This is a genomic window from Citrobacter sp. Colony219, from assembly GCF_019382635.1.
GTDB lineage: Bacteria > Pseudomonadota > Gammaproteobacteria > Enterobacterales > Enterobacteriaceae > Citrobacter > Citrobacter youngae.
In genome coordinates this window covers 2805546-2828683 of record NZ_CP080033.1, presented here as the reverse complement: position 1 = coordinate 2828683, position 23138 = coordinate 2805546, and the positions used below count along the sequence as shown (strand labels likewise).

22 protein-coding genes are annotated in these 23138 nt (G+C 50.5%); 11 read left to right on the top strand and 11 right to left on the bottom strand.

The window, feature by feature from the left end:
- A partial coding sequence (locus JTI85_RS21455) for a cob(I)yrinic acid a,c-diamide adenosyltransferase (protein WP_255574755.1) occupies nt 1–221 on the bottom strand: 221 nt, incomplete at its 3' end.
- The gene (locus tag JTI85_RS12625; protein ID WP_048211496.1) at nt 218–979 is read right to left on the bottom strand and encodes a YciK family oxidoreductase; all 762 of its coding nucleotides are present in this window, start codon (nt 977–979) and stop codon (nt 218–220) included. The genes JTI85_RS12625 and JTI85_RS21455, both read right to left, overlap by 4 nt.
- A 220-nt stretch (nt 980–1199) precedes the next feature.
- Here JTI85_RS12625 and sohB point away from each other — a divergent pair, with 220 nt between their 5' ends.
- A complete protein-coding gene (sohB, locus tag JTI85_RS12620; RefSeq protein ID WP_219351587.1) occupies nt 1200–2246 on the top strand; it encodes a protease SohB in 1047 nt (348 codons plus the stop codon).
- A gap of 108 nt (nt 2247–2354) precedes the next feature.
- Here sohB and JTI85_RS12615 read toward each other — a convergent pair whose 3' ends face one another.
- Nucleotides 2355–2606, bottom strand: coding sequence for a YciN family protein (locus JTI85_RS12615; RefSeq protein ID WP_003020616.1), 252 nt, complete (start codon nt 2604–2606; stop codon nt 2355–2357).
- Nucleotides 2607–3004: 398 nt separating this feature from the next.
- Here JTI85_RS12615 and topA point away from each other — a divergent pair, with 398 nt between their 5' ends.
- The 5 genes from topA to acnA all read left to right on the top strand — a co-directional run bounded on the left by topA (nt 3005) and on the right by acnA (nt 10385).
- Nucleotides 3005–5602: a type I DNA topoisomerase gene (gene topA, locus JTI85_RS12610; RefSeq protein WP_172742905.1), complete on the top strand. Its 2598-nt coding sequence runs from the start codon at nt 3005–3007 to the stop codon at nt 5600–5602.
- Between the two features lie 208 nt (nt 5603–5810).
- A complete protein-coding gene (gene cysB, locus JTI85_RS12605; RefSeq protein WP_219351586.1) occupies nt 5811–6785 on the top strand; it encodes an HTH-type transcriptional regulator CysB in 975 nt (324 codons plus the stop codon).
- 311 nt (nt 6786–7096) lie between these two features.
- Complete coding sequence (locus tag JTI85_RS12600; RefSeq protein WP_212724980.1) at nt 7097–7237, top strand: YmiA family putative membrane protein; 141 nt, start codon at nt 7097–7099, stop codon at nt 7235–7237.
- Nucleotides 7238–7240: 3 nt separating this feature from the next.
- On the top strand, nt 7241–7411 hold the full coding sequence (locus JTI85_RS12595) for a hypothetical protein (protein WP_162873148.1): 171 nt from the start codon (nt 7241–7243) through the stop codon (nt 7409–7411).
- Between the two features lie 298 nt (nt 7412–7709).
- Nucleotides 7710–10385 (top strand): aconitate hydratase AcnA, encoded by a 2676-nt coding sequence (gene acnA, locus JTI85_RS12590; protein ID WP_048211499.1) that lies wholly within the window; start codon nt 7710–7712, stop codon nt 10383–10385.
- 54 nt (nt 10386–10439) lie between these two features.
- On the opposite strand, the gene ribA is transcribed toward acnA, so the two are convergent.
- Complete coding sequence (gene ribA / locus JTI85_RS12585; protein ID WP_005126450.1) at nt 10440–11030, bottom strand: GTP cyclohydrolase II; 591 nt, start codon at nt 11028–11030, stop codon at nt 10440–10442.
- Nucleotides 11031–11226: 196 nt separating this feature from the next.
- Here ribA and pgpB point away from each other — a divergent pair, with 196 nt between their 5' ends.
- The 5 genes from pgpB to yciH all read left to right on the top strand — a co-directional run bounded on the left by pgpB (nt 11227) and on the right by yciH (nt 14879).
- Nucleotides 11227–11985, top strand: coding sequence for a phosphatidylglycerophosphatase B (pgpB, locus tag JTI85_RS12580; RefSeq protein ID WP_048211500.1), 759 nt, complete (start codon nt 11227–11229; stop codon nt 11983–11985).
- Nucleotides 11986–12140: 155 nt separating this feature from the next.
- A complete protein-coding gene (locus JTI85_RS12575) occupies nt 12141–12449 on the top strand; it encodes a LapA family protein (protein WP_005126452.1) in 309 nt (102 codons plus the stop codon).
- A gap of 6 nt (nt 12450–12455) precedes the next feature.
- Complete coding sequence (gene lapB / locus JTI85_RS12570) at nt 12456–13625, top strand: lipopolysaccharide assembly protein LapB (RefSeq protein WP_101742281.1); 1170 nt, start codon at nt 12456–12458, stop codon at nt 13623–13625.
- A 189-nt stretch (nt 13626–13814) separates the two neighbouring features.
- Nucleotides 13815–14552: an orotidine-5'-phosphate decarboxylase gene (gene pyrF, locus JTI85_RS12565; protein WP_219351585.1), complete on the top strand. Its 738-nt coding sequence runs from the start codon at nt 13815–13817 to the stop codon at nt 14550–14552.
- Nucleotides 14553–14879 carry a stress response translation initiation inhibitor YciH gene (gene yciH, locus JTI85_RS12560; RefSeq protein ID WP_048211503.1) on the top strand — a complete coding sequence of 109 codons (327 nt, stop codon included), beginning with the start codon at nt 14553–14555 and terminating at the stop codon, nt 14877–14879.
- A gap of 91 nt (nt 14880–14970) precedes the next feature.
- Here yciH and osmB read toward each other — a convergent pair whose 3' ends face one another.
- The 7 genes from osmB to fabI all read right to left on the bottom strand — a co-directional run bounded on the left by osmB (nt 14971) and on the right by fabI (nt 23109).
- Nucleotides 14971–15189 (bottom strand): osmotically-inducible lipoprotein OsmB, encoded by a 219-nt coding sequence (gene osmB / locus JTI85_RS12555; protein WP_003020583.1) that lies wholly within the window; start codon nt 15187–15189, stop codon nt 14971–14973.
- A 266-nt stretch (nt 15190–15455) separates the two neighbouring features.
- The gene (locus JTI85_RS12550; protein ID WP_219351583.1) at nt 15456–16208 is read right to left on the bottom strand and encodes a DNA-binding transcriptional regulator YciT; all 753 of its coding nucleotides are present in this window, start codon (nt 16206–16208) and stop codon (nt 15456–15458) included.
- Nucleotides 16209–16304: 96 nt separating this feature from the next.
- On the bottom strand, nt 16305–16487 hold the full coding sequence (locus JTI85_RS12545; RefSeq protein ID WP_048211505.1) for a hypothetical protein: 183 nt from the start codon (nt 16485–16487) through the stop codon (nt 16305–16307).
- 194 nt (nt 16488–16681) lie between these two features.
- The gene (pdeR, locus tag JTI85_RS12540; protein ID WP_061068002.1) at nt 16682–18673 is read right to left on the bottom strand and encodes a cyclic di-GMP phosphodiesterase; all 1992 of its coding nucleotides are present in this window, start codon (nt 18671–18673) and stop codon (nt 16682–16684) included.
- Nucleotides 18674–18934: 261 nt separating this feature from the next.
- Nucleotides 18935–20869, bottom strand: a complete 1935-nt coding sequence (locus JTI85_RS12535; protein ID WP_119922088.1) for an exoribonuclease II — start codon at nt 20867–20869, stop codon at nt 18935–18937.
- Nucleotides 20870–20958: 89 nt separating this feature from the next.
- The gene (locus tag JTI85_RS12530; RefSeq protein WP_219351581.1) at nt 20959–22104 is read right to left on the bottom strand and encodes a carboxymuconolactone decarboxylase family protein; all 1146 of its coding nucleotides are present in this window, start codon (nt 22102–22104) and stop codon (nt 20959–20961) included.
- Nucleotides 22105–22320: 216 nt separating this feature from the next.
- Entirely contained in the window at nt 22321–23109 is a 789-nt protein-coding gene (fabI, locus tag JTI85_RS12525; RefSeq protein ID WP_005126472.1) for an enoyl-ACP reductase FabI, read from the bottom strand.
- Nucleotides 23110–23138: the final 29 nt, after the last annotated feature.

The window sequence follows — 23138 nt, the reverse complement described above, 5'->3', positions numbered from 1 at the left end:
CTTTCTCCGTTTGGCCACGTACCTTTAATAAATTGTACGACGCCGACTTTTTTACCATGACCCACCGCGCGCGTGGCGGTACCGAATGCGGCGGTGGTTTTACCCTTACCATTTCCGGTGAACACGATGATAATTCCGCGCTCATCTTTCGCTGCGGCAACGCGTGCGTCAACTCGATCTTTTACGCGCTGTTGACGTTGCTGATAGCGTTCTTCACTCATTGGGCAATTCCTGGTTTACGGCCCGGCTGGGCATCAAAAGTCATACCGGTTTTACGGCGGCTGTCATCGCCCATCAGCCACAGGTAGAGCGGCATAATATCGGCGGGAGTTTTCAATTTTTGCGGATCTTCCGTCGGGAATGCGCTGGCACGCATGCCGGTACGCGTGCCGCCTGGATTAATGCAATTTACGCGCAGATGACGATTCTGGTATTCGTCTGCCAGTACCTGCATCATTCCTTCAGTAGCAAATTTCGAGGTGGCGTACGCTCCCCAGTTAGCCCGTCCCTGACGACCGACGCTGGAGGAGGTGAAGACCAGCGATCCTGAATCTGATTTGAGTAACAGCGGCAGCAATGCCTGAGTCAGCATAAAAGTGGCATTTACATTTACCTGCATGACATCCTGCCAGACCTGCGGGTTTTGTTCGCTCATCGGGCAGATATCGCCCAGCAATCCGGCATTATGCAGTACGCCATCCAGACGTGGGAAATGCGCGGCAATACGCTGCGCGAGCTGGTGGCATTCGTCAGTAGTGCAGGTGAGCAGATCCAGCGTGAACCATTGTGGTTGTGTTCCGTTTTCATCGGCGACGGCGCGGGCAACCTGACGCAATTTTTCTTCATTACGTCCAAGCAGGATAACGGTCGCGCCGTAGCGTGCATAGGTAAGCGCGGCTTCACGCCCGATGCCATCACTGGCTCCGGTGACCAGAATAATGCGATCCTGTAACAGGTCTTGTTTAGGTTGGTAATGCACGGCTACTCCTCGGCGACGTCTGGCCATCTCGTTCGCGATAACTTTTCGGCTTTATGCCTTAAACACTGGTGTTTTTCAATCAGCCAAAGGTAATAACACCGCAAAATGAACACTTTGTCATGCTTTTTGCCGATTCAGCATCGGATGGATGAAGCAAGACGGGTTTACACGCCTGTTGTACACTGAGCGAAAGTAGCGTTGTTTAACCAAGGTGGGTCTCGTGGAATTGTTGTCTGAATATGGGCTGTTTTTGGCAAAAATTGTCACTGTTGTGGTGGCTATTGCGGTGATTGTCATGCTGATTGTAAACGCGACACAACGTAAGCGTCAGCGTGGTGAACTACGCGTTATTAATCTCAGCGATCAATATAAAGAGATGAAGGAAGATCTGTCGATGGCATTGTTGGATAGTCATCAGCAGAAGTTATGGCATAAAGCGCAGAGAAAGAAGCACAAGCTGGAGGCCAAAACCGCCAAAGCCAAAGCAAAACTGGGGGACAGTTCGTCATCAGAAAAACCTCGCGTCTGGGTGCTTGATTTTAAGGGCAGTATGGACGCCCACGAGGTCAGCGCATTACGGGAAGAGGTCACGGCGGTACTGGCAGTGGTGAAACCGCAAGATCAGGTGGTTGTGCGTCTGGAAAGCCCCGGCGGTGTGGTACATGGCTATGGTCTGGCCGCTTCGCAGTTACAACGCCTGCGCGATAAGCAGATCCCTCTAACCGTCACGGTAGATAAAGTCGCTGCCAGCGGCGGATATATGATGGCCTGCGTGGCGGATAAAATTGTCTCAGCGCCGTTTGCCATTGTCGGCTCTATTGGCGTCGTCGCGCAGATCCCAAACTTTAACCGTTTCCTGAAAAGCAAGGATATTGATATCGAACTGCACACGGCAGGACAGTACAAACGCACGCTGACACTGCTTGGTGAAAACACGGAAGAAGGGCGACAGAAATTCCGTGAAGATTTGAATGAAACCCATCATCTGTTTAAAGATTTTGTGCAGCGTATGCGTCCAACTCTGGACATCGAACAGGTTGCTACAGGTGAACACTGGTTCGGGCAACAGGCGCTGGCAAACGGGTTGGTCGATGAGATCAATACCAGTGACGAAGTGATTCTGGGGTTGATGGATGGCCGTGAAGTGCTGAACGTCCGCTATATGCAGCGTAAAAAACTGATGGACCGTTTCACTGGCAGCGCGGCAGAAAGTGCAGACCGCTTACTCATGCGTTGGTGGCAGCGGGGACAGAAGCCCCTGATGTAAAATTGCAATTGCCGGATGGCGATGCTCACGCATCTTATCCGGCCTACAGGTTCAGAGCATCGTAGGCCGGAGAAGGCAGCGCCGCCATCCGGCAAATGATTTCTCGCGTTAATCGATCAAGTGATACTTTTCAGAAAGTACGTGCGCCAGGTGTTTAAACATATTAAACACAGCCGTACTTTTGGGCGTCGGCAGCCCTTGCTCGTCTAAAAAGTAATCTCCGCTGAAAACCAGCACACCATTTCGCTGCGTAACACCGGTGGCGACAATCCCCGCCAGCGTGTCCTCATGCTCACGAATGATTTTGTTGGCTTCAATCAGCAGTGTCTCGCGATCGATGGGTTGAGTATCTTTATGCATTTTTTACTCCTTAAACAAGGACATTAGTCTACGCCGAGCCCGGCTTATGGGCAAATATTCCCTGACACAAATGAAGGTTTTACGACGGTGTTACAACTAGCGAGATTTGTTTTTGCATGCTAATAAAGTTGCGTAACGCATTTTATCAGGTACAGTGTGACGCTTTCGTCAATCTGGCAACAGATTTGCTTGACATTCGACCAATACTCCGTCGCGCCATAGCGTTTGCGTGTGAAAAAGCCTGTTAACTCAGTTATATGAGCGTTACATTACAAGCGCGAATCAGTTTAAGGGGTTGATATCCGCCGACACAGAGACCATATCGATGTCTCGTCGCCAGTGGAAGGTGAATCAACGTGCGACGCATTCTGGAAGAATCAAATTAGGTAAAGGTGAATATGGGTAAAGCTCTTGTCATCGTTGAGTCCCCGGCAAAAGCCAAAACGATCAACAAGTATCTGGGTAATGACTACGTGGTGAAATCCAGCGTCGGTCATATCCGTGATTTGCCGACTAGTGGCTCAGCAACTAAAAAGAGCGCCGACTCAACCTCCACCAAAACGGCTAAAAAGCCCAAAAAGGATGAACGTGGCGCTCTCGTCAACCGCATGGGCGTTGACCCGTGGCACAACTGGGATGCGCGCTATGAAGTGCTGCCTGGTAAAGAGAAAGTTGTCTCTGAACTGAAACAACTGGCTGAAAAAGCCGACCACATCTATCTCGCAACCGACCTTGACCGCGAAGGGGAAGCCATTGCCTGGCACCTGCGGGAAGTTATCGGTGGCGACGACACCCGCTACAGCCGCGTGGTGTTTAACGAAATTACTAAAAATGCTATTCGTCAGGCGTTTGAAAAACCGGGCGAGTTGAACATCGATCGTGTTAATGCGCAACAGGCTCGCCGCTTTATGGACCGTGTTGTGGGCTATATGGTGTCGCCGCTGCTGTGGAAAAAAATTGCCCGTGGCCTGTCTGCTGGCCGCGTACAGTCTGTTGCCGTGCGTCTGGTGGTTGAGCGTGAACGCGAAATCAAGGCATTTGTACCCGAAGAGTTCTGGGAAATTGATGCCAATACCACGACGCCAGGCGGCGACGCGTTACCGCTCGAAGTGACGCATCAGAACGATAAACCGTTCCGTCCGGTTAATCGCGAGCAAACACTCGCGGCAGTAAGCCTGCTGGAAAAAGCGCGCTACAGCGTTCTGGAACGTGAAGATAAGCCGACCAGCAGCAAGCCGGGCGCGCCGTTCATCACCTCCACGCTACAGCAGGCCGCCAGCACGCGTCTGGGCTTCGGTGTGAAGAAAACCATGATGATGGCGCAGCGCTTGTATGAAGCGGGTTACATCACTTACATGCGTACTGACTCAACCAACCTGAGTCAGGATGCGGTGGCGATGGTTCGCGATTACATCAGCGATAATTTTGGCAAAAAGTATTTGCCGGAGAGCGCGAACCAGTACGCCAGCAAAGAGAACTCGCAGGAAGCGCACGAAGCTATCCGTCCTTCCGATGTCGCCGTACAGGCAGAATCGCTGAAAGATATGGAAGCCGATGCGCAAAAACTGTATCAGCTGATCTGGCGCCAGTTTGTTGCCTGTCAGATGACGCCAGCGAAATACGACTCCACCACGCTGACCGTGGGCGCGGGTGATTTCCGTCTGAAGGCGCGCGGTCGTATTCTGCGCTTCGATGGCTGGACGAAAGTAATGCCTGCACTGCGCAAGGGCGATGAAGATCGCATCTTACCGGCGGTGGACAAAGGCGATATGCTGACGCTTATCGAACTGACGCCAGCACAGCACTTTACTAAACCGCCTGCGCGCTTTAGTGAAGCTTCGCTGGTTAAAGAGCTTGAAAAGCGTGGCATTGGTCGTCCATCTACCTATGCGTCGATCATTTCTACGATTCAGGATCGCGGTTACGTTCGCGTTGAGAACCGTCGCTTCTACGCTGAAAAAATGGGTGAAATTGTCACCGATCGTCTGGAAGAAAACTTCCGCGAGTTGATGAACTACGATTTCACCGCGCAGATGGAAGACAGCCTTGACCAGGTGGCGAACCACGAAGCCGAGTGGAAAGGTGTGCTCGACAACTTCTTCAGCGATTTTACTCAGCAACTGGATAAAGCCGAGAAAGATCCTGAAGAAGGCGGTATGCGTCCGAACCAGATGGTGCTGACCAGCATTGATTGTCCGACATGTGGGCGCAAGATGGGTATTCGTACCGCCAGCACCGGCGTTTTCCTTGGTTGCTCCGGCTACGCACTTTCCCCGAAAGAGCGTTGCAAAACCACCATTAACCTGGTGCCGGAAAACGAAGTATTGAACGTGCTGGAAGGCGACGATGCGGAAACGAACGCTTTGCGCGCGAAACGTCGCTGCCAGAAGTGTGGTACGGCGATGGACAGCTATCTCATCGATCCAAAACGTAAGCTGCATGTCTGTGGTAACAACCCGACCTGCGATGGTTACGAAATCGAAGAGGGCGAGTTCCGCATTAAGGGTTATGACGGTCCTGTCGTTGAGTGCGAGAAATGTGGTTCTGAAATGCACCTGAAAATGGGGCGTTTCGGTAAATACATGGCATGTACTAACGACGAGTGTAAAAACACCCGTAAGATCCTGCGTAACGGCGAAGTGGCTCCGCCGAAAGAAGATCCTGTTCCGTTGCCGGAACTGCCGTGTGAAAAATCGGACGCGTATTTCGTGTTGCGTGATGGTGCAGCAGGTATTTTCCTGGCTGCGAACACCTTCCCGAAATCACGTGAAACCCGTGCGCCGTTAGTGGAAGAGTTGTATCGCTTCCGCGATCGGTTGCCGGAAAAACTGCGCTATCTGGCCGATGCGCCGCAGACGGACCCCGATGGTAATAAGTCGATGGTTCGCTTTAGCCGCAAAACTAAGCAGCAGTATGTCGCTGCGGAAAAAGACGGTAAAGCAACCGGGTGGTCTGCATTTTTCGTTGATGGCAAATGGGTAGAAGGGAAGAAATAACAGCATTCCGGCTGAATTTCTCCTCAAAGGGTCGCGTAAGCGGCCCTTTTTGTTTCTGGCGTATTATTTTTTGTCATCCCTATACAGCGTACATAGAAATGATATAGTGGTTATAGTTGGCAGGCTTTTTATTATTAAATCGTATTAGCAGCGCGTGTGAGTCTGCTTTTAAACGATGTTCTGATGGCATAATTCTGGATGGCTTAACATGAAATTACAGCAGCTTCGCTATATCGTTGAGGTGGTAAATCACAACCTTAATGTCTCCTCAACGGCCGAAGGACTCTATACCTCCCAGCCAGGGATCAGTAAGCAAGTTCGTATGCTGGAAGATGAGCTTGGCATCCAGATTTTTGCCCGTAGCGGTAAGCACCTGACGCAGGTGACTCCGGCAGGGCAGGAAGTTATTCGTATTGCCCGCGAAGTCTTGTCTAAAGTGGATGCTATTAAGTCGGTTGCAGGTGAACATACCTGGCCCGACAAAGGCTCGTTGTATATCGCCACCACGCACACCCAGGCGCGTTACGCGCTGCCCAACGTGATTAAAGGTTTTATTGAGCGTTATCCTCGCGTCTCGTTGCATATGCATCAGGGATCGCCGACGCAAATTGCCGAAGCCGTTTCGAAAGGGAATGCTGATTTTGCCATCGCGACGGAAGCACTGCATTTGTACGATGATCTGGTGATGCTGCCATGCTATCACTGGAACCGTTCGATTGTTGTTACGCCAGACCATCCGTTGGCAGGCAAAGCCTCCGTATCCATTGAAGAGCTGGCGCAATATCCGTTGGTGACTTACACCTTTGGTTTTACGGGGCGCTCAGAACTGGATACCGCGTTTAATCGCGCGGGTCTTGAGCCGCGTATTGTCTTTACCGCGACTGATGCCGATGTTATTAAGACCTATGTCCGACTGGGGCTGGGCGTGGGCGTGATTGCCAGCATGGCGGTAGATCCTATCTCTGAGCCGGATCTGGTGCGTGTTGATGCTCATGATATTTTCAGTCACAGCACCACTAAAATTGGTTTTCGTCGCAGCACGTTTTTACGCAGCTACATGTATGATTTTATTCAGCGTTTCGCACCGCATCTGACACGCGATGTGGTGGATACGGCGGTGGCGTTGCGTTCCAACGATGATATTGAAGCTATGTTCAAAGATATTAAATTGCCAGAGAAATAATAACGGAAGTTGCCTCGTTGGTATCCTGGGTCTCCAGCCATACCAGCGGGGCGGTTGAATGTATTCATGATTTTTTATTTGTCTATTATCCCTAAATTATTTATGGAAAATATTCTCCAAAGTAGTTTCAAATGAGTAACCCTGCCAAAATCCCTTTCAAATATTTATAACCGATCAAACAATTAAGTTATTTATAAAGCTGGGTTCGAAAATTATCTGGCTTTTTCAGGATGTTTTTATTAGGATTCCTCTTATCTGATGATTAATTGTACCGATTGTTTGGTGTCTAAATGATAAGTGATTTCGATAGTATGAGGTTAGCAATGCCTTCTGGAAACCAGCCTGCGCGCAGAGATCCCGCGATGAAACGTAAAGCATGGTTCATCGTGTTTCTGGGCTCCGCCGTGTTCTGGATCGTGGTTGCTCTGTTGGTCTGGAAAGTGTGGGGGTAATTGATGTCCACACAGGAACAGCAGTCTACTGTTACACCTGCTCATCATAATAATGAGCAAGAGAATGAAACCGTTATAGAAAAAAAGCAGGATATTCCCGCTTCGTGGGATCTTTCACCTGAGCAACGGGCATTTATTGATCTGTTTATTGAAGATGATAAGCAAGAACAATAAGCAATACGTGTTTTATAATAAGTATTAACATGCTTATTGAATTCAGTATGAATAATCACATCGCAATCGCAGTACGTCATCTAAACAGCGTATTGTCGGTTGCATCGATGTATCGGGTCCGTTCATTTACCGCACTTTAATCTTATTCCCCGCCACTTGCATAGTTCGTTACCTTTTTGTCGTTCTCCTCGTTTATCAATTTGAGTTGTTATCAAAGCGTTACATTTTGTTTGTGTTATCTTTAATACTAACCCTGAGGAAAATCAGGGGATCCAACCCTGTCATTTAAGGAGGAGCTATGTCGTCTACCCTACGAGAAGCCAGTAAGGACACATTGCAGGTTAAAGATAAAACCTACCGCTACTACAGTTTGCCCCTGGCTGCCAAATCACTGGGTGATATCACCCGTTTACCTAAATCACTAAAAGTATTGCTGGAAAACCTGCTTCGCTGGCAGGACGGTGATTCTGTTACCGAAGAGGATATTCATGCTCTGGCGCAATGGCTGAAAACGGCGCATGCCGAGCGCGAAATTGCCTACCGACCCGCTCGCGTTCTCATGCAGGACTTTACCGGCGTTCCGGCGGTGGTCGATCTGGCTGCCATGCGCGAAGCGGTTAAACGCCTTGGCGGGGATACAGCAAAAGTGAACCCGCTTTCACCTGTTGATCTGGTTATTGATCACTCCGTTACGGTCGATCGTTTTGGTGACGATGATGCTTTTGAAGAGAACGTTCGACTGGAAATGGAGCGCAACCATGAGCGCTATGTGTTCCTTAAATGGGGGCAGCAGGCGTTTAGCCGATTCAGTGTCGTTCCACCGGGAACAGGAATTTGCCACCAGGTAAACCTCGAATACCTGGGTAAAGCGGTGTGGAGTGAACTGCAAAACGGCGAGTGGATCGCTTACCCGGACACGCTGGTCGGTACCGATTCCCATACTACGATGATTAATGGTCTCGGTGTGCTGGGCTGGGGTGTCGGAGGGATTGAAGCTGAGGCCGCCATGCTGGGGCAACCGGTTTCAATGCTGATTCCGGATGTCGTGGGCTTCAAACTTGTTGGTAAACTTCGCGAAGGGATCACCGCTACCGATCTGGTACTGACCGTCACGCAGATGCTGCGTAAACACGGTGTGGTCGGTAAATTTGTTGAGTTCTATGGTGATGGGCTGGACAGCCTGCCGCTCGCTGACCGGGCGACCATTGCTAACATGTCGCCGGAATACGGCGCAACCTGCGGCTTTTTCCCGATTGACGGGGTAACTCTTGAGTACATGCGTCTGAGTGGGCGTAGTGAAGAGCAGGTTGAATTAGTCGGTGCGTATGCTAAAGCACAGGGGATGTGGCGTAACCCAGGTGATGAGCCTGTGTTTACCAGCTCACTGGAACTGGACATGGGCACTGTGGAAGCCAGTCTGGCCGGGCCGAAGCGTCCACAGGATCGTGTCGCATTGGGTGATGTGCCGAAAGCATTCGCCGCGAGTAATGAACTTGAAGTGAATAGCTCGCAAAAAGATCGTCAACCGGTCGACTATGTCATGAGCGGTCATCAATATCAGTTACCGGATGGTGCTGTGGTGATTGCAGCGATCACGTCATGTACCAACACCTCCAACCCCAGCGTCCTGATGGCGGCTGGGTTGCTGGCGAAAAAAGCAGTGACGCTTGGTCTGAAGCGCCAACCGTGGGTGAAAGCGTCGCTGGCGCCTGGGTCAAAAGTCGTCTCTGATTACCTGGCGCAGGCAAAACTGACGCCGTATCTTGATGAGCTGGGTTTTAACCTTGTTGGTTATGGCTGTACTACCTGTATCGGCAACTCTGGCCCGTTACCTGACCCTATTGAAACGGCGATTAAAAAAGGTGATCTGACGGTAGGGGCGGTACTTTCCGGTAACCGTAACTTTGAAGGGCGTATCCACCCGCTGGTGAAGACAAACTGGCTGGCTTCTCCGCCGCTGGTGGTGGCTTATGCGCTGGCCGGGAATATGAATATTGATCTGACGAAAGACCCGCTGGGTCATGACAGAAAAGGCGATCCTGTCTATCTGAAAGATATCTGGCCGAGTGCGCAGGAAATTGCCCGTGCCGTGGAGCAGGTCTCTACCGAGATGTTCCATAAAGAGTATGCCGAAGTGTTCGAAGGCACGCCGGAATGGAAGTCGATTAATGTTGATCGTGCAGACACCTATGGCTGGCAGTCGGACTCAACCTACATCCGGTTATCACCGTTCTTTGATGGTATGCAGGCGAAGCCGGACCCGGTACAGGATATCCATGGTGCTCGTATCCTGGCGATGCTCGGCGATTCCGTCACCACCGATCATATTTCTCCTGCGGGGAGCATCAAGCCGGACAGCCCGGCGGGTCGCTATCTGCAAAGCCACGGTGTTGAGCGCAAAGATTTTAACTCCTACGGTTCTCGCCGTGGAAACCACGAAGTAATGATGCGTGGCACGTTTGCCAATATCCGTATCCGTAACGAAATGGTACCGGGTGTGGAAGGGGGGATGACGCGTCATTTGCCGGGTACAGAAGTGATGGCTATCTATGACGCCGCTATGCAATACCAGCAAGAGAAGACCCCGTTGGCGATTGTTGCTGGCAAGGAGTATGGCTCGGGTTCCAGTCGGGACTGGGCGGCGAAAGGCCCGCGTTTGTTAGGTATTCGCGTAGTAATCGCCGAATCTTTTGAGCGCATCCACCGTTCTAACCTGATTGGCATGGGGATCCTGCCTCTGGAATTTCCGCAGGGGGTTACACGTAAAACCCTGGGGTTAACCGGGGAGGAAGTCATTGATATTACGGACTTACAAAATATTAAACCGGGAGCGACTATCCCGGTGAATATGGTCCGTGCGGATGGGCGAAAAGAGGTGATTTCGTGTCGCTGTCGTATTGATACCGCGACAGAGCTGACCTATTACCAAAACGATGGTATTTTGCACTATGTTATTCGTAATATGTTGAATTAAATTATAAAAAAGCCTGCGGAAGCAGGCTTTTTGTACTGTCAGCAAGCGAGAATGTCACTCGCTTAACAGATGTCCCATCTTAGCGGCTTTGGTATCCAGATAGTGTTCATTCTTCGGGTTACGGCCAACAATTAGCGGCACACGCTCCACAATATTGATCCCAGCTTCTGTCAGAATTTCCACTTTCTTCGGGTTATTGGTTAGCAGACGGACTTCATCCACGCCCAATAATTTGAACATATCAGCACACAAGGTGAAGTCACGCTCGTCCGCCGCAAAGCCTAACTGATGGTTGGCTTCGACGGTGTCATAGCCCTGATCCTGCAACGCATAGGCGCGGATCTTATTCAACAGGCCGATGTTACGTCCTTCCTGACGATGGTAGAGCAGAATACCGCGTCCTTCTTCAGCGATATGCGTAAGCGCCGCTTCCAGTTGAAAGCCACAATCACAACGCAGACTGAACAGCGCATCGCCGGTCAGACATTCGGAATGAACACGTGCCAGGACAGGCGTCTGGCCTGAAATATCGCCAAAAACCAGTGCGACATGATCGTGTCCGGTTGCCAGTTCTTCAAATCCCACCATCAGGAAATCACCCCAGGGGGTTGGCAGTTTGGCTTCTGCCACACGTTTAAGCTGCATGTAATTCTCCAGATTATGCTGGCACTATGCGTGCCGTCGCCTGTTGGCTTCTGTATTGCACTATTTTGCCATAAGGCAAGGGTGTTCACCTAATTGCAGCAACGCATTCATTTCCGAATGGCACAAAATTGTCAATTTCCCCGGTGTGCGGATTTTTCAGTTATGATTGTGGGACTTATCGACGAAAGGAGACGCAATGCTGTCTATTGCCAAGCGAACCACTGTAGGCGCAGCACTGTTACTGATTATGCCGGTTTCCGTATGGATATCCGGCTGGAGCTGGCAGCCTGGACAGAATGTCTGGTGGTTAAAATCCTTATACTGGGTAACTGAAACGGTGACGCAACCCTGGGGGATTATCACCCATGTTGTTCTCTGTGCGTGGTTTTTGTGGTGTCTGCGATTTCGTCTGAAAGCTGCTTTTATGCTATTTGCGATCCTGGCGGCGGCTATCTTAATTGGCCAGGGTGTGAAATCCTGGGTTAAAGAGAGGGTGCAGGAGCCCCGGCCATTTGTTCTGTGGCTGGAAAAAACGCACCATGTTCCGGTAGATGAGTTCTACACTTTAAAACGTAAAGATCGCGGACACTTAGTAAAAGAGCAGTTGTCCGGGCAGCAGGATATTCCGCCTTTTTTACGTAAGCACTGGCAAAAAGAGACCGGTTTTGCTTTCCCTTCCGGGCATACCCTGTTTGCTGCCAGTTGGGCGTTACTGGGTGTCGGGTTGTTATGGCCACGCAGGCGCACGCTGACGATTGTGTTCTTACTCGTCTGGGCGACCGGCGTAATGGGCAGTCGTTTGCTTCTGGGCATGCACTGGCCGCGCGATTTGGTTGTTGCGACGCTGATATCGTGGCTGCTGGTAACGCTGGCAACATGGCTTGCACAGCGAATATGTGGACCTCTGACACCGCCCGTCCAGGAGACAAAGGAAATAGCGCAGCGTGAGCAATAACGCAGACCGTGATTGATTTTTCAAATTTAGCCCTCAAATCATACAGCGTAAGGCGCTTTTCCGTTTCGCACTCGTCGTGAAAATGGTAATTTAAAAGGCTTAACGCGGTAAGTTGTACACGATTTATTCGCTCAAACCACATAACGGGAAGTAATGTGAAATATTTACTCATTTTCTTACTGGTGTTGGCGATTTTTGTTATTTCGGTGACATTGGGTGCGCAAAACGATCAACAGGTTACGTTTAATTACCTGCTAGCTCAGGGTGAGTATCGTATCTCCACGCTGCTTGCTGTATTGTTTGCAGCAGGTTTTGCGATTGGTTGGTTAATTTGCGGCCTGTTCTGGCTGAAGGTTCGTGTGTCTCTTGCGCGCGCCGAACGCAAAATTAAACGCCTGGAAAACCAGCTTGCGCCTGCGACCGACGTTGCGGTAACTGCCGACTCGTCGGTTGTGAAGGAATAATTATTTATGTTGGAGTTGTTGTTTCTGCTTTTGCCTGTAGCCGCTGCCTATGGGTGGTATATGGGTCGCAGAAGTGCGCAACAAACAAAGCAGGATGAAGCTAACCGTCTTTCGCGCGACTATGTCGCCGGGGTTAACTTCCTCTTGAGCAACCAACAAGATAAAGCGGTAGATCTGTTCCTCGATATGTTGAAAGAGGATACCGGCACCGTTGAGGCTCATCTCACCCTCGGAAACCTGTTCCGCTCACGCGGTGAAGTCGACCGCGCTATCCGTATCCACCAAACCCTCATGGAAAGTGCTTCGCTGACTTACGAGCAACGTTTGTTGGCTGTACAGCAGTTGGGACGTGACTACATGGCAGCCGGATTGTATGACCGTGCGGAAGACATGTTCAATCAGCTGACTGATGAAACGGATTTCCGTGTAGGGGCATTGCAGCAACTGTTGCAAATCTATCAGGCAACCAGCGAATGGCAAAAAGCCATTGATGTTGCAGAACGACTGGTGAAACTCGGCAAAGATAAACAGCGTATTGAAATCGCGCATTTTTACTGTGAACTGGCCTTGCAGCAAATGGGCAGCGACGATATGGATCGCGCCATGGCATTGCTGAAAAAAGGAGCTGCTGCAGACAAAAACAGTGCTCGTGTCTCGATTATGATGGGGCGCGTTTACATGCTGAAGGGAGATTACGCGAAGGCCGTTGAATGCCTGCAACGCGTGATCTCGCAGGATAAAGAGTTGGTCAGTGAAACGCTGGAAATGCTGCAGAGCTGCTACCAACAGCTGGGTAAAAACGATGAATGGGCGGAGTTTTTACGCCGTGCGGTCGAAGAAAACACCGGTGCTGCCGCTGAGTTGATGCTGGCTGATATTCTTGAGGCGCGAGAGGGTACTGATACTGCGCAGGTTTATATTACCCGTCAGTTGCAACGTCATCCGACGATGCGCGTGTTCCATAAACTGATGGATTACCACCTTAATGAAGCGGAAGAAGGGCGCGCAAAAGAGAGTCTGATGGTCCTGCGCGATATGGTTGGTGAGCAGGTGCGCAGCAAGCCGCGTTATCGTTGCCAGAAGTGCGGGTTTACTGCTTATTCGCTGTACTGGCACTGCCCATCGTGCCGCTCCTGGTCAACCATTAAGCCAATTCGCGGTCTGGACGGGCTCTAATTTTTAAAAAAAACTCACTTTAGTTACAACATACTTATTTATTTTTCTTCATCCAGCGCTCAGGCTCCTGAGCCACATCGTTTCGCAGAAATGTAAACGCACCTGTTAATTTTCTATTACCACAGGTAGAATGCACGCCGTTTATCCATTTTGCGCCGTTCGTGCGCCCATCATCAAGAAGGTCTGGTCATGACGTTTACTGCTTCATCTTCTTCCCGCGCTGCTACTGATTCTCCCGTCGTTGTCGCGTTGGATTACTCAAATCGTGATAAGGCATTAGCGTTTGTCGACAGAATTGATCCCCGTGATTGTCGTTTGAAAGTGGGCAAAGAGATGTTCACGCTTTTTGGACCTCAATTGGTACGGGATCTGCAACAACGTGGCTTCGACATTTTTTTGGATTTGAAATTTCATGATATTCCCAACACCACGGCGCATGCCGTCGCGGCAGCTGCTGACCTTGGCGTCTGGATGGTAAACGTGCATGCTTCTGGTGGGGCACGAATGATGACCGCTGCCCGCGAGGCATTACTGCCTTTTGGTAAAGATGCGCCACTGTTAATTGCAGTGACGGTCCTGACCAGTATGGAAGCCACCGACCTTGCCGATCTTGGTGTGACGTTGTCACCTGCGGAGCATGCTGAAAAGTTGGCGCGTTTGACGCAAAATTGTGGGTTGGACGGGGTAGTATGCTCGGCGCATGAAGCGGTGAGGTTCAAGCAGGCGTTTGGACAGACATTCAAGCTGGTGACGCCAGGCATTCGTCCTGAAGGTAGTGAGGCGGGTGACCAGCGCCGTATTATGACGCCACAGCAGGCGCTGGCCGCTGGTGTGGATTATATGGTGATTGGTCGTCCAGTCACGCAGTCGGAAGATCCGGCGCAAACGCTGGAGATGATCAACGCCTCTCTGAATCGAGGTGCATAAATGAGCGACTCAAACTCTCGACTGGTTTATTCAACTGAGTCCGGACGAATTGATGAACCCAGAGTGGTAGCAGAGCGTCCGAAGGGCGATGGTATTGTTCGCATCCAGCGCCAGACCAGCGGTCGTAAAGGTAAGGGCGTTTGCCTGATTACCGGTATTGATCAAGATGACGCTGCACTGGTTAAATTGGCCGCAGAGCTGAAAAAAAAATGTGGTTGTGGTGGGGCAGTGAAGGACGGCGTAATTGAAATTCAGGGTGATAAACGCGACCTGATAAAATCGCTGCTGGAAGCCAAAGGAATGAAAGTTAAGCTGGCCGGCGGCTAATAAAAAAGCCACGGAGAGCATCCGTGGCTTCTCTAATAATACAAACCTGAAAAAGTAAACGTATTATTATATCGAGCCGTTCAACCGTAAATTATTTACCCACCTGGTGGCCGATAATACCACCTACTGCAGCACCACCCAGCGTACCCAGCGTGCTGCCGTCAGTCAGGACTGCACCGCCTATCGCACCTGCGCCAGCACCTATCGCAGTGTTACGGTCACGTTTGGACCAGTTAGAGCAGGCACTCAAAGACATTGCTAGTGTAATCGCCAGAATGGCAGCGGTCATTTTTTTGCTCGTTACTAACATAATACTTTCTCCTGAATTATTGAATCACGGAATCCAGTTCACTTTAATGATAGCGCCAAAATAGGACGACTAAAGATATTTCCGCGAAACCGTTTAGCGCAGGACGTTACAATCAAATCCTGAGGTGACTGTTCGCTCCTGTTATATCGCTAACATTAATTCTACGACTTTATCCTGTTAACGACAGGTAAAAAGTCTTAATTGGACTGTCGGATAAGTCTCAGAGAGAAGATGATCTGCCCGCGGACAAATCATCTGCTGAAGTATTATGCGTGAGCATCAATGATATTGACGGTTAAACCCGAGTGTTCAAGTTGCATTTGCACGCTGGCGTTGAGTCTGGAGTCCGTGACTACGCGACTGAATCTGTCTAACGGGCCCAGCGTGTATGGATGAATGGCTTCAAATTTAGAGCTATCGGTGAGTACAATCACCTCAGCGCCTTTTTCCAGAACCGCATTAACCACATCAGAGCGCATCATATCACGCCCGGTGAAGCCGGTGTCAGCCTGCCAGCCGTCAATACCGATAAAGGCTTTACTGAAATGTACCTGCTGAATAAATTGGCGAGTCAGCGGTCCGACCATGCTCTCGCTTTTTTTCTGATAGATCCCACCGAGGAGAATGACTTCACACGGTGTTTCTTTGAGCAGGTGCGCGATGTAGCTACTGACCGTGATGATGGTGACATCTTTTTGTTCTGCCAACGTTCTGGCCAGCAGCGCATTGCTGCTGCCATTTTCAATAAAGACGGATTCACCAGGATTAACCAGTGACGCCGCAAATTCGGCCAGTTCACGTTTAAGGGTGAAATTGGTCATCATGCGCGTTTCGACATCATCACTGTTCAGTGACACCGCAAAACCGTGCGCACGGCGCAAGTAGCTCTGTTTTTCCAGTGTGTTCAGATCCTGTCGAATCGTCACTTCGGAGACACCGGTGATTTTAGCCAGGTCGGCCACGCTCATCTGACCTTTATCGATCACCATCTGCAAAATAGATTGTTGTCGGGAATTCATAGTATTAATTTTTATAGCGATATCGTATCGGAAATTAAACGGTAGCTGCGTTATCTGAAATCTGATGGCTACAGCGACATAACGTGAGTGAAGTCATCAGATTTCCCACGGGGCCTTCGGTTTTTTTGACACAGACGCTGTATCTTCTTTGACCGTATCTAACAGTTCAGCCTTGAGAATTTCGAGATTGTGGATCGCTGAGTGGTAATCGCCTGCAACGAGAATATCCAGCACAGTATCAATGCGCTCGGCCAGACGTTGTGCGTCGGTATCAGACATGGTCATCATCCTAATGTCAAAAAGGTTTGAATTTCATGATGCAGAAATTCATGCCAAAAGAGAAGGGAAAAATAGTATTAACATGAATGATTGGAGAATATTATATATTCTGTGATTACATACAGATATGGTCATCACGTAGTGTTCATTTATGGCTATTTTTCACGTTTATCCCTTGCACTTTTCTTGTTGCGTTATCGCAATTTTTTATTCAGATGACGTTTATACCAACGTTCAAATGCAGCGGCTGGCATTGGCTTGGCGAACAAAAAACCCTGACGTTCATTGACGCCATTTTTGGTCAAAAAAGCATCCTCTTTCGTACTTTCAACGCCTTCAGCTATCACCTGTAGGTTAAGCGCCTGCGCCACTGCGACAATAGCGCGCACCAGCGACTGTGAAATGGGTTGTTTATGAATATCCCTGACGAACGCCTGGTCCAGCTTAATGGCATCAAGTGGGAAGCGGGCCAGTTGAGACAACGATGAATAACCCGTCCCAAAATCATCTAAATGGATCTGTGCCCCAAGCTGGCTAAATTGCTGAATAACGGACAGTGCCAGGTGTTCGTTTTCAATTAAACTGCTCTCGGTCAATTCGACATCGATAGGGCAATATTCAAAATTGAGATCGTGAAGCACCTGTTTCAGGTCGGTAAACAGCGTCTGATCGGCAAGCTGGCGAGCAGAAACGTTCACGGCCACTCGCAGATTAATCCCTTTATCGCGCCACTTTGCGACCTGACGAACAACGTCGAGAATAACCCAGCGCCCCAGCGGCACAATCAAGCCTGATTCTTCAGCGTAGGAGATAAACTCCAGCGGAGGAATGAGACCACGTTCAGGGGACTGCCAGCGCACCAGCGCCTCCAGACTACGTACTTCACCACGCCATGTTATTTTCGGCTGGTAATGAATCAACAGTTGATCGTTTTCCAGCGCCTTACGCAAGTTGGTATCCAGCCAAAGATACTCAAAGACTCGCTGGTTCATTTCCGGAGAGAAAACGCAGAATTGTCCCCGTCCGCCTTCCTTTGCGGTATACATGGCAGTATCGGCATTGCGAATAACGCTCTCGCAGTCGTGTCCATGCTGTGGTGCAAGGGAAATTCCAATCGAACAACCGGTATAAACCTCAATCAGGCCAATTCGGAAGGGCTGGCGCAAACGGGTCAAAATACGTGATGCCGTGGCTTCCAGCGCCACTTGAGATGTTTGAGTCGCGAGGACAATAAACTCATCGCCACCAAAACGGGCCAGTAACTGGTTATCATCAAGACAGCTGAGAATTGCCAGTGACACGCTTTGCAACAGTTGATCGCCGAACATATGTCCGTAGGCATCGTTTACTTTTTTGAAATTATCCAGGTCGAGGTACACAATACCAACCTGGGTATCTCCTGCATTCTCAATGGCTTCAGTGATCAGTTCATGAATCGCATTCCGATTAGGTAATCCGGTAATGGAGTCGGTATTTGCCAGAACTCTCAGGCGTTCCTGAGCACGCCGTTCTTCGGTGATATCGGTACCTGAGCAGATTAGAAATATCTCGTTCTTACCGCTGCCGTTGTGCACAAATTTATTGCGAAACAGAAACAGTCGCTGACCTTTACAGGTCTTCACCCAACGTTCGACTTCATATGAGTTACCTTCGCGAAAGAAAACATCGATGTTGCGTCTGGAGGCTGCGGCTTCGCGTCGACTCATAAACAGCGTGAAGACACTTTGACCAATCACTTCGCGTTCTTTGAGTCCGGTATATTCTTCACACAGGCGATTGAAACGCTGAATGTTCCCCATGCGGTCAAGGATGACAATAACGGAGTTGGCTTCAGAGACCACCTGTTCGGCAAAAGAAAGTCCTTGTGCCAAATCGCGGGCGACCGGAGGGGTATCATCCCAGGCGGATGCACTTCCGGCCCATTCGCGTTTATTTATTTTCCGCCCGACCAGGTGAACAGGGATATCGTCATCTTCAATCGACAGTGTTATTAACAGGCTTGACGTGATGACCGTCATCTCCCGAATGCGGTCGGCTTGCTCAGGTGATAATTCGATGTTTTGGTTCGTTTCTGCCGCTTCGTCAATAGAGAAATGCAGGATGTCGCAATCCTCTGACAAACGCCAGTAGGGGTTATGGGTGCCCACATAGCTATACAACGTAGCCAGCTCCCGAACGTCTTTCATGATGTGTACTATCCCGTTTAAAGCGCATAGAGCCTCAAAAGTAAGGGTAGCCATAATTCAAAGGGTGATGATGGCTGAACATATTGTTTTATTTATATATTTATGTGTAATCCAGATTCAGGAAAAAGCAAAGCCGGCGAACGGAAAATAGTAAAAAATAAATCTGACTGGATGGAAGAAGTGTAGTGCGTGGCAGGCAATTGGTCGGGAAAAAAGAAAACGACCTTTCACAAAAGAGAAAGGTCGTTGAGTTAATGCGTATTATACGGCAGGGCGCGCGATGACGCTGCGGGTTTCCATCCGCACTTCGGCGATGGTGACGTCAATGACATCAGTAACTTTGTAAACCACCTCACCTTTGATCTGGACCGTACCACTTTCCTGGCTACACACCAGTTCATCACGAACCGCGTGCAGGAAGGGGGCCGGAATAAAGGCTACCGCGCCGTTATCAATTAAACGTACACGCATACCACCACGGCTGACATCAATAATCTCGGCCGCAAAGCGGGTGTCGGTGCCGGCTTTGTCATTCAGAAAACGTGCATACAGCCAGTCACCCACATCACGCTCGGCCATGCGGTTCAGGCGGCGACGTTCAGCCATCTGCAAAGTTGTATCATCCTGCGGGCGGGAAATTGTCTCACCTTTGATGATGGCCTTAAGCAAGCGATGGTTGATCATGTCGCCATATTTACGGATAGGCGAGGTCCAGGTGGCATAAGCTTCCAGGCCCAGACCAAAATGCGGACCCGGCTCGGTGCTAATCTCAGCGTAAGACTGGAATCGGCGGATGCGGCTGTCGAGGAAACCGGAAGGCTGCGCATCCAGTTCACGACGCAGTTTACAGAAGCCTTCCAGCGTCAGGACCTCTTCAGCATCAACGTGCATACCATGGGTTTTCAGTAGGGCAGCCAGTGCTTCTGCGTTAGCCGGATCGAATCCCATATGCACGTTATAAATACCAAAGCCCAGCTTGTCGCGCAGTACGCGGGCAGCACAAATGTTCGCCGCAATCATGGACTCTTCCACAATGCGGTTCGCGATGCGGCGCGGTTCCGCCACGATATCCAGTACTTCGCCTTTTTCACCGAGAACAAAACGGTAATCCGGGCGGTCTTTGAATACCAGAGCGTGATTATGGCGCCATTCGCCACGACTGAGACAGATACGGTGCAGCAGATGGATCTGCTGTGCAATTGCGTCATTCTCCGGCTGCCAGTCACCCGTGCCTTCAAGCCAGTCAGAGACGTTGTCGTAGGCCAGCTTCGCTTTCGATTCAATCGTTGCTGCGAAGAAGGTGATATTGTCTTCGATCGTGCCGTCAGCAGTGATGCTCATGCGGCAGGCCAGAACCGGGCGAATTTCGTTAGCACGCAGAGAACACAGATCGTCCGAAAGCTCGCGCGGCAACATTGGGATGTTGAACCCCGGCAGGTAGTTGGTAAATGCACGAATTTTTGCAATGTTATCCAGCTTACTGCCTTCAGCAATCCAGGCGGTAGGATCGGCAATCGCGACGGTTAACTGCAATTTACCGTCCGTTTGTTCTTCGGCGTAAAGCGCGTCATCCATGTCCTGCGTACTGGCGCTGTCGATGGTGACGAAGTTCAGTGCGGTTAAGTCCTCGCGCACCAGACCCTCATCCAGCATCTCAGTGGCGATGCCATCGGGTGCTTCTTTTTCCAGATTATGGCGAGCCAGTGTGACCCACCACGGAACGAAGTGATCGTCAGCGAAGGTAATAAATTGGGTTAACTCGGCGTAGAAGGTGCGGTCGCCTTTTAACGGGTGGCGACGCATTTCTGCAACAGCCCAGTCACCTTCTTTAAATTCATGTTCAACGCCACGCGCGGCGCGGCAGGGAATCGCATCTTTCAGGAGCGGATGATCCGGCACAATGGACAGGCGGTCATTCTTACCCTGAACTTTGCCCACGAAGCGCGTCAGGAACGGCTCGATCAGTTCTTCCGGTTCGGCAGATTCGCGATCTTTTTCCGTATGGATAACCGCCACAATGCGGTCGCCATGCATCACTTTTTTCATCTGCGGCGGTGGAATGAAATAGCTTTTTTGTGCATCGACTTCCAGGAAGCCAAAGCCTTTTTCCGTGGCTTTTACCACCCCTTCAGCACGTGGCGTCTGGGAATGTAGTTGCTGTTTAAGCTGCGCTAGCAGCGGGTTGTCCTGAAGCATAATTGTCTATTTTCGTGGCTGAAAGAGCGGCTGACAGTTTTACGCGAATCTGCCAGTCGCAGCAAGCGCTCTTTCAGCAAGTGGATCGGTTAATACGTCTCGCCCAACGCGATCTTCAAACGATTTAACCATCCGCACAATCCGCTCCAGGCCAGTACGTTAATTGCCTGTTCTGAAGATATACCCTGGTCGAGTAACGGAGTAAGCAGTGCGGCGCTAAAGCGATCGGGCGCCCGGGTTAGCCATTGTACCGCCTGCAGGGTGACGCGCTCAACCGGATGTCGTTGCTCCCAACGCTGTATTTGGCGCTCATCCTGGCGAAGTACGGTAATAATCTCAGTGAACTCAGTGGCTGAGAGGGCGTACTCATTGAAGCAGGACACGCTACCGTTAATCCGCGATGTGAACAGCGTGGCCAGAGAAAATGTCCGTGATTGCACATCGCTGTGTAATGTGCTGGTAAAAAGCGCTTCAAATAACGCCAGTTCTTCAGGTGAGTGTTGCAGTAATGGCCTCAGCGCTTGCAACACAATGGGAGTATGGCTGGCATGTGCTTCTGCGCCGGCAAGATGTTTTTCAATTGGCAGGTCGGCGGTGTGCCACTGTGCTTCTTCTGCACTAAAGGGGGATGCCTCGGCAAATTGCTGAATATCAAGGCCTGGAATGCGTCGCACAGGATGGCCAAACCAGGCTTGAAACAACGCAACGACGCGGGCCTGAAAGCCGACAAAGCCAACGATTTGATTCATCAGAACACTGTCGCTGGTCGTGAGGCCAACCGCCTCCAGATGCTGGCGATCGCGTGAGCCGATGACGTCCGGAGAGCTGGCTAGCTGGCGAGCATATTGGGTGATTTGCGCCAGTCGGTGGTTGCTTTCCCTGGATGAATTAGGGCCAGGAAGGGGGGTCAGACGTGCAGCATAATGATTACATAAACGCTGTACGCCACAAACCTGTGCGACGGTTAAAGCGGTACTCATACGTTCATAGGCGCTGAACGTGTGCATTGAATCCAGAGAAACATGCACTGGGAAGAGAAGTTGAGCAAGTTTACGGGCAGGTTCTAACCAGGACTGAAAGGGTAAAAGCGCAACGGCAGGTATCGTCAGATCCAGCAAAAATCGGTCCTCTACGTGTGCGGCTTCGGGCACCAACGGTAGAACATCTTGCGGATATGTACTGGACTGTGTCTCATGATACCAGTGGCTTTTGCCTTCAATTCGGCGTTGTTCCATGGGCGTTCCTTGGTCTAAAAAGTGGCGACCCGGATACGTCGTCATACCTGTACGCCGGATCGTTTGCGCTGCGATATCCTGACGTAAGCGAATGAGGTGATGAAAGATTGTTAAGTGATAATAAATATCAGAAAAGCATATATAGCCACGAGCGAAGGAGAAGGGAGAGGAAAATAATGGGCGACGGAGCGTCGCCCATAGAGGAAGTCTGAAAGATTATTTCAGTTCCAGTTCGTTCATTGCGGCGATGCTGAAGCCGCCGTCAACGTGAACGACTTCACCGGAGATACCGGCGGACAGGTCTGAGCACAGGAATGCCGCAGAGTTGCCCACATCTTCAATGGTAACGGTACGACGAATCGGCGTAACCGCTTCGCAATGTGCCAGCATTTTACGGAAATCTTTGATACCGGAAGCCGCCAGAGTACGGATTGGGCCGGCGGAGATTGCGTTCACACGCACGCCTTCAGGACCCATCGCGTTAGCCATATAACGAACGTTGGCTTCCAGAGAGGCTTTCGCCAGACCCATTACGTTGTAGTTCGGGATCGCGCGCTCTGCACCCAGATAGGACAGCGTCAGCAGTGCAGAACCAGGGTTCAGCATTGAACGGCATGCTTTTGCCATTGCAACAAAGCTGTACGCGCTGATGTCATGAGCAATTTTAAAGCCTTCGCGGGTGACCGCATTCACGTAGTCGCCATCCAGCTGATCAGCAGGTGCGAAACCGATGGAATGTACGAAACCGTCGAATTTCGGCCAGACTTTGCCCAGTTCAGCGAACATGGTGTCGATGCTGGCGTCTTCAGCCACATCACACTGCAGTACGATGTTGGAACCCAGCTGAGCGGCAAATTCTTCCACGCGGCCTTTCAGTTTGTCGTTCTGGTAGGTGAACGCCAGTTCAGCGCCTTCGCGGTGCATCGCCTGTGCGATACCATAGGCGATGGACAGTTTACTGGCAAGACCGGTCACCAGAATGCGCTTACCGGAAAGAAAACCCATAGCTTTAATCCTTATAGTCATTACTTATT

Excerpts from the sequence above, each read along its gene's own strand:
- JTI85_RS12615 (WP_003020616.1), bottom strand. The coding sequence starts at position 2,606 with ATGCATAAAGATACTCAACCCATCGATCGCGAGACACTGCTGATTGAA.
- topA (WP_172742905.1), top strand. The coding sequence starts at position 3,005 with ATGGGTAAAGCTCTTGTCATCGTTGAGTCCCCGGCAAAAGCCAAAACG.
- cysB (WP_219351586.1), top strand. The coding sequence starts at position 5,811 with ATGAAATTACAGCAGCTTCGCTATATCGTTGAGGTGGTAAATCACAAC.
- JTI85_RS12600 (WP_212724980.1), top strand. The coding sequence starts at position 7,097 with ATGAGGTTAGCAATGCCTTCTGGAAACCAGCCTGCGCGCAGAGATCCC.
- JTI85_RS12595 (WP_162873148.1), top strand. The coding sequence starts at position 7,241 with ATGTCCACACAGGAACAGCAGTCTACTGTTACACCTGCTCATCATAAT.
- acnA (WP_048211499.1), top strand. The coding sequence starts at position 7,710 with ATGTCGTCTACCCTACGAGAAGCCAGTAAGGACACATTGCAGGTTAAA.
- ribA (WP_005126450.1), bottom strand. The coding sequence starts at position 11,030 with ATGCAGCTTAAACGTGTGGCAGAAGCCAAACTGCCAACCCCCTGGGGT.
- pgpB (WP_048211500.1), top strand. The coding sequence starts at position 11,227 with ATGCTGTCTATTGCCAAGCGAACCACTGTAGGCGCAGCACTGTTACTG.
- lapB (WP_101742281.1), top strand. The coding sequence starts at position 12,456 with ATGTTGGAGTTGTTGTTTCTGCTTTTGCCTGTAGCCGCTGCCTATGGG.
- pyrF (WP_219351585.1), top strand. The coding sequence starts at position 13,815 with ATGACGTTTACTGCTTCATCTTCTTCCCGCGCTGCTACTGATTCTCCC.
- yciH (WP_048211503.1), top strand. The coding sequence starts at position 14,553 with ATGAGCGACTCAAACTCTCGACTGGTTTATTCAACTGAGTCCGGACGA.
- osmB (WP_003020583.1), bottom strand. The coding sequence starts at position 15,189 with ATGTTAGTAACGAGCAAAAAAATGACCGCTGCCATTCTGGCGATTACA.
- JTI85_RS12550 (WP_219351583.1), bottom strand. The coding sequence starts at position 16,208 with ATGAATTCCCGACAACAATCTATTTTGCAGATGGTGATCGATAAAGGT.
- JTI85_RS12545 (WP_048211505.1), bottom strand. The coding sequence starts at position 16,487 with ATGTCTGATACCGACGCACAACGTCTGGCCGAGCGCATTGATACTGTG.
- pdeR (WP_061068002.1), bottom strand. The coding sequence starts at position 18,673 with ATGAAAGACGTTCGGGAGCTGGCTACGTTGTATAGCTATGTGGGCACC.
- JTI85_RS12535 (WP_119922088.1), bottom strand. The coding sequence starts at position 20,869 with ATGCTTCAGGACAACCCGCTGCTAGCGCAGCTTAAACAGCAACTACAT.
- JTI85_RS12530 (WP_219351581.1), bottom strand. The coding sequence starts at position 22,104 with ATGGAACAACGCCGAATTGAAGGCAAAAGCCACTGGTATCATGAGACA.
- fabI (WP_005126472.1), bottom strand. The coding sequence starts at position 23,109 with ATGGGTTTTCTTTCCGGTAAGCGCATTCTGGTGACCGGTCTTGCCAGT.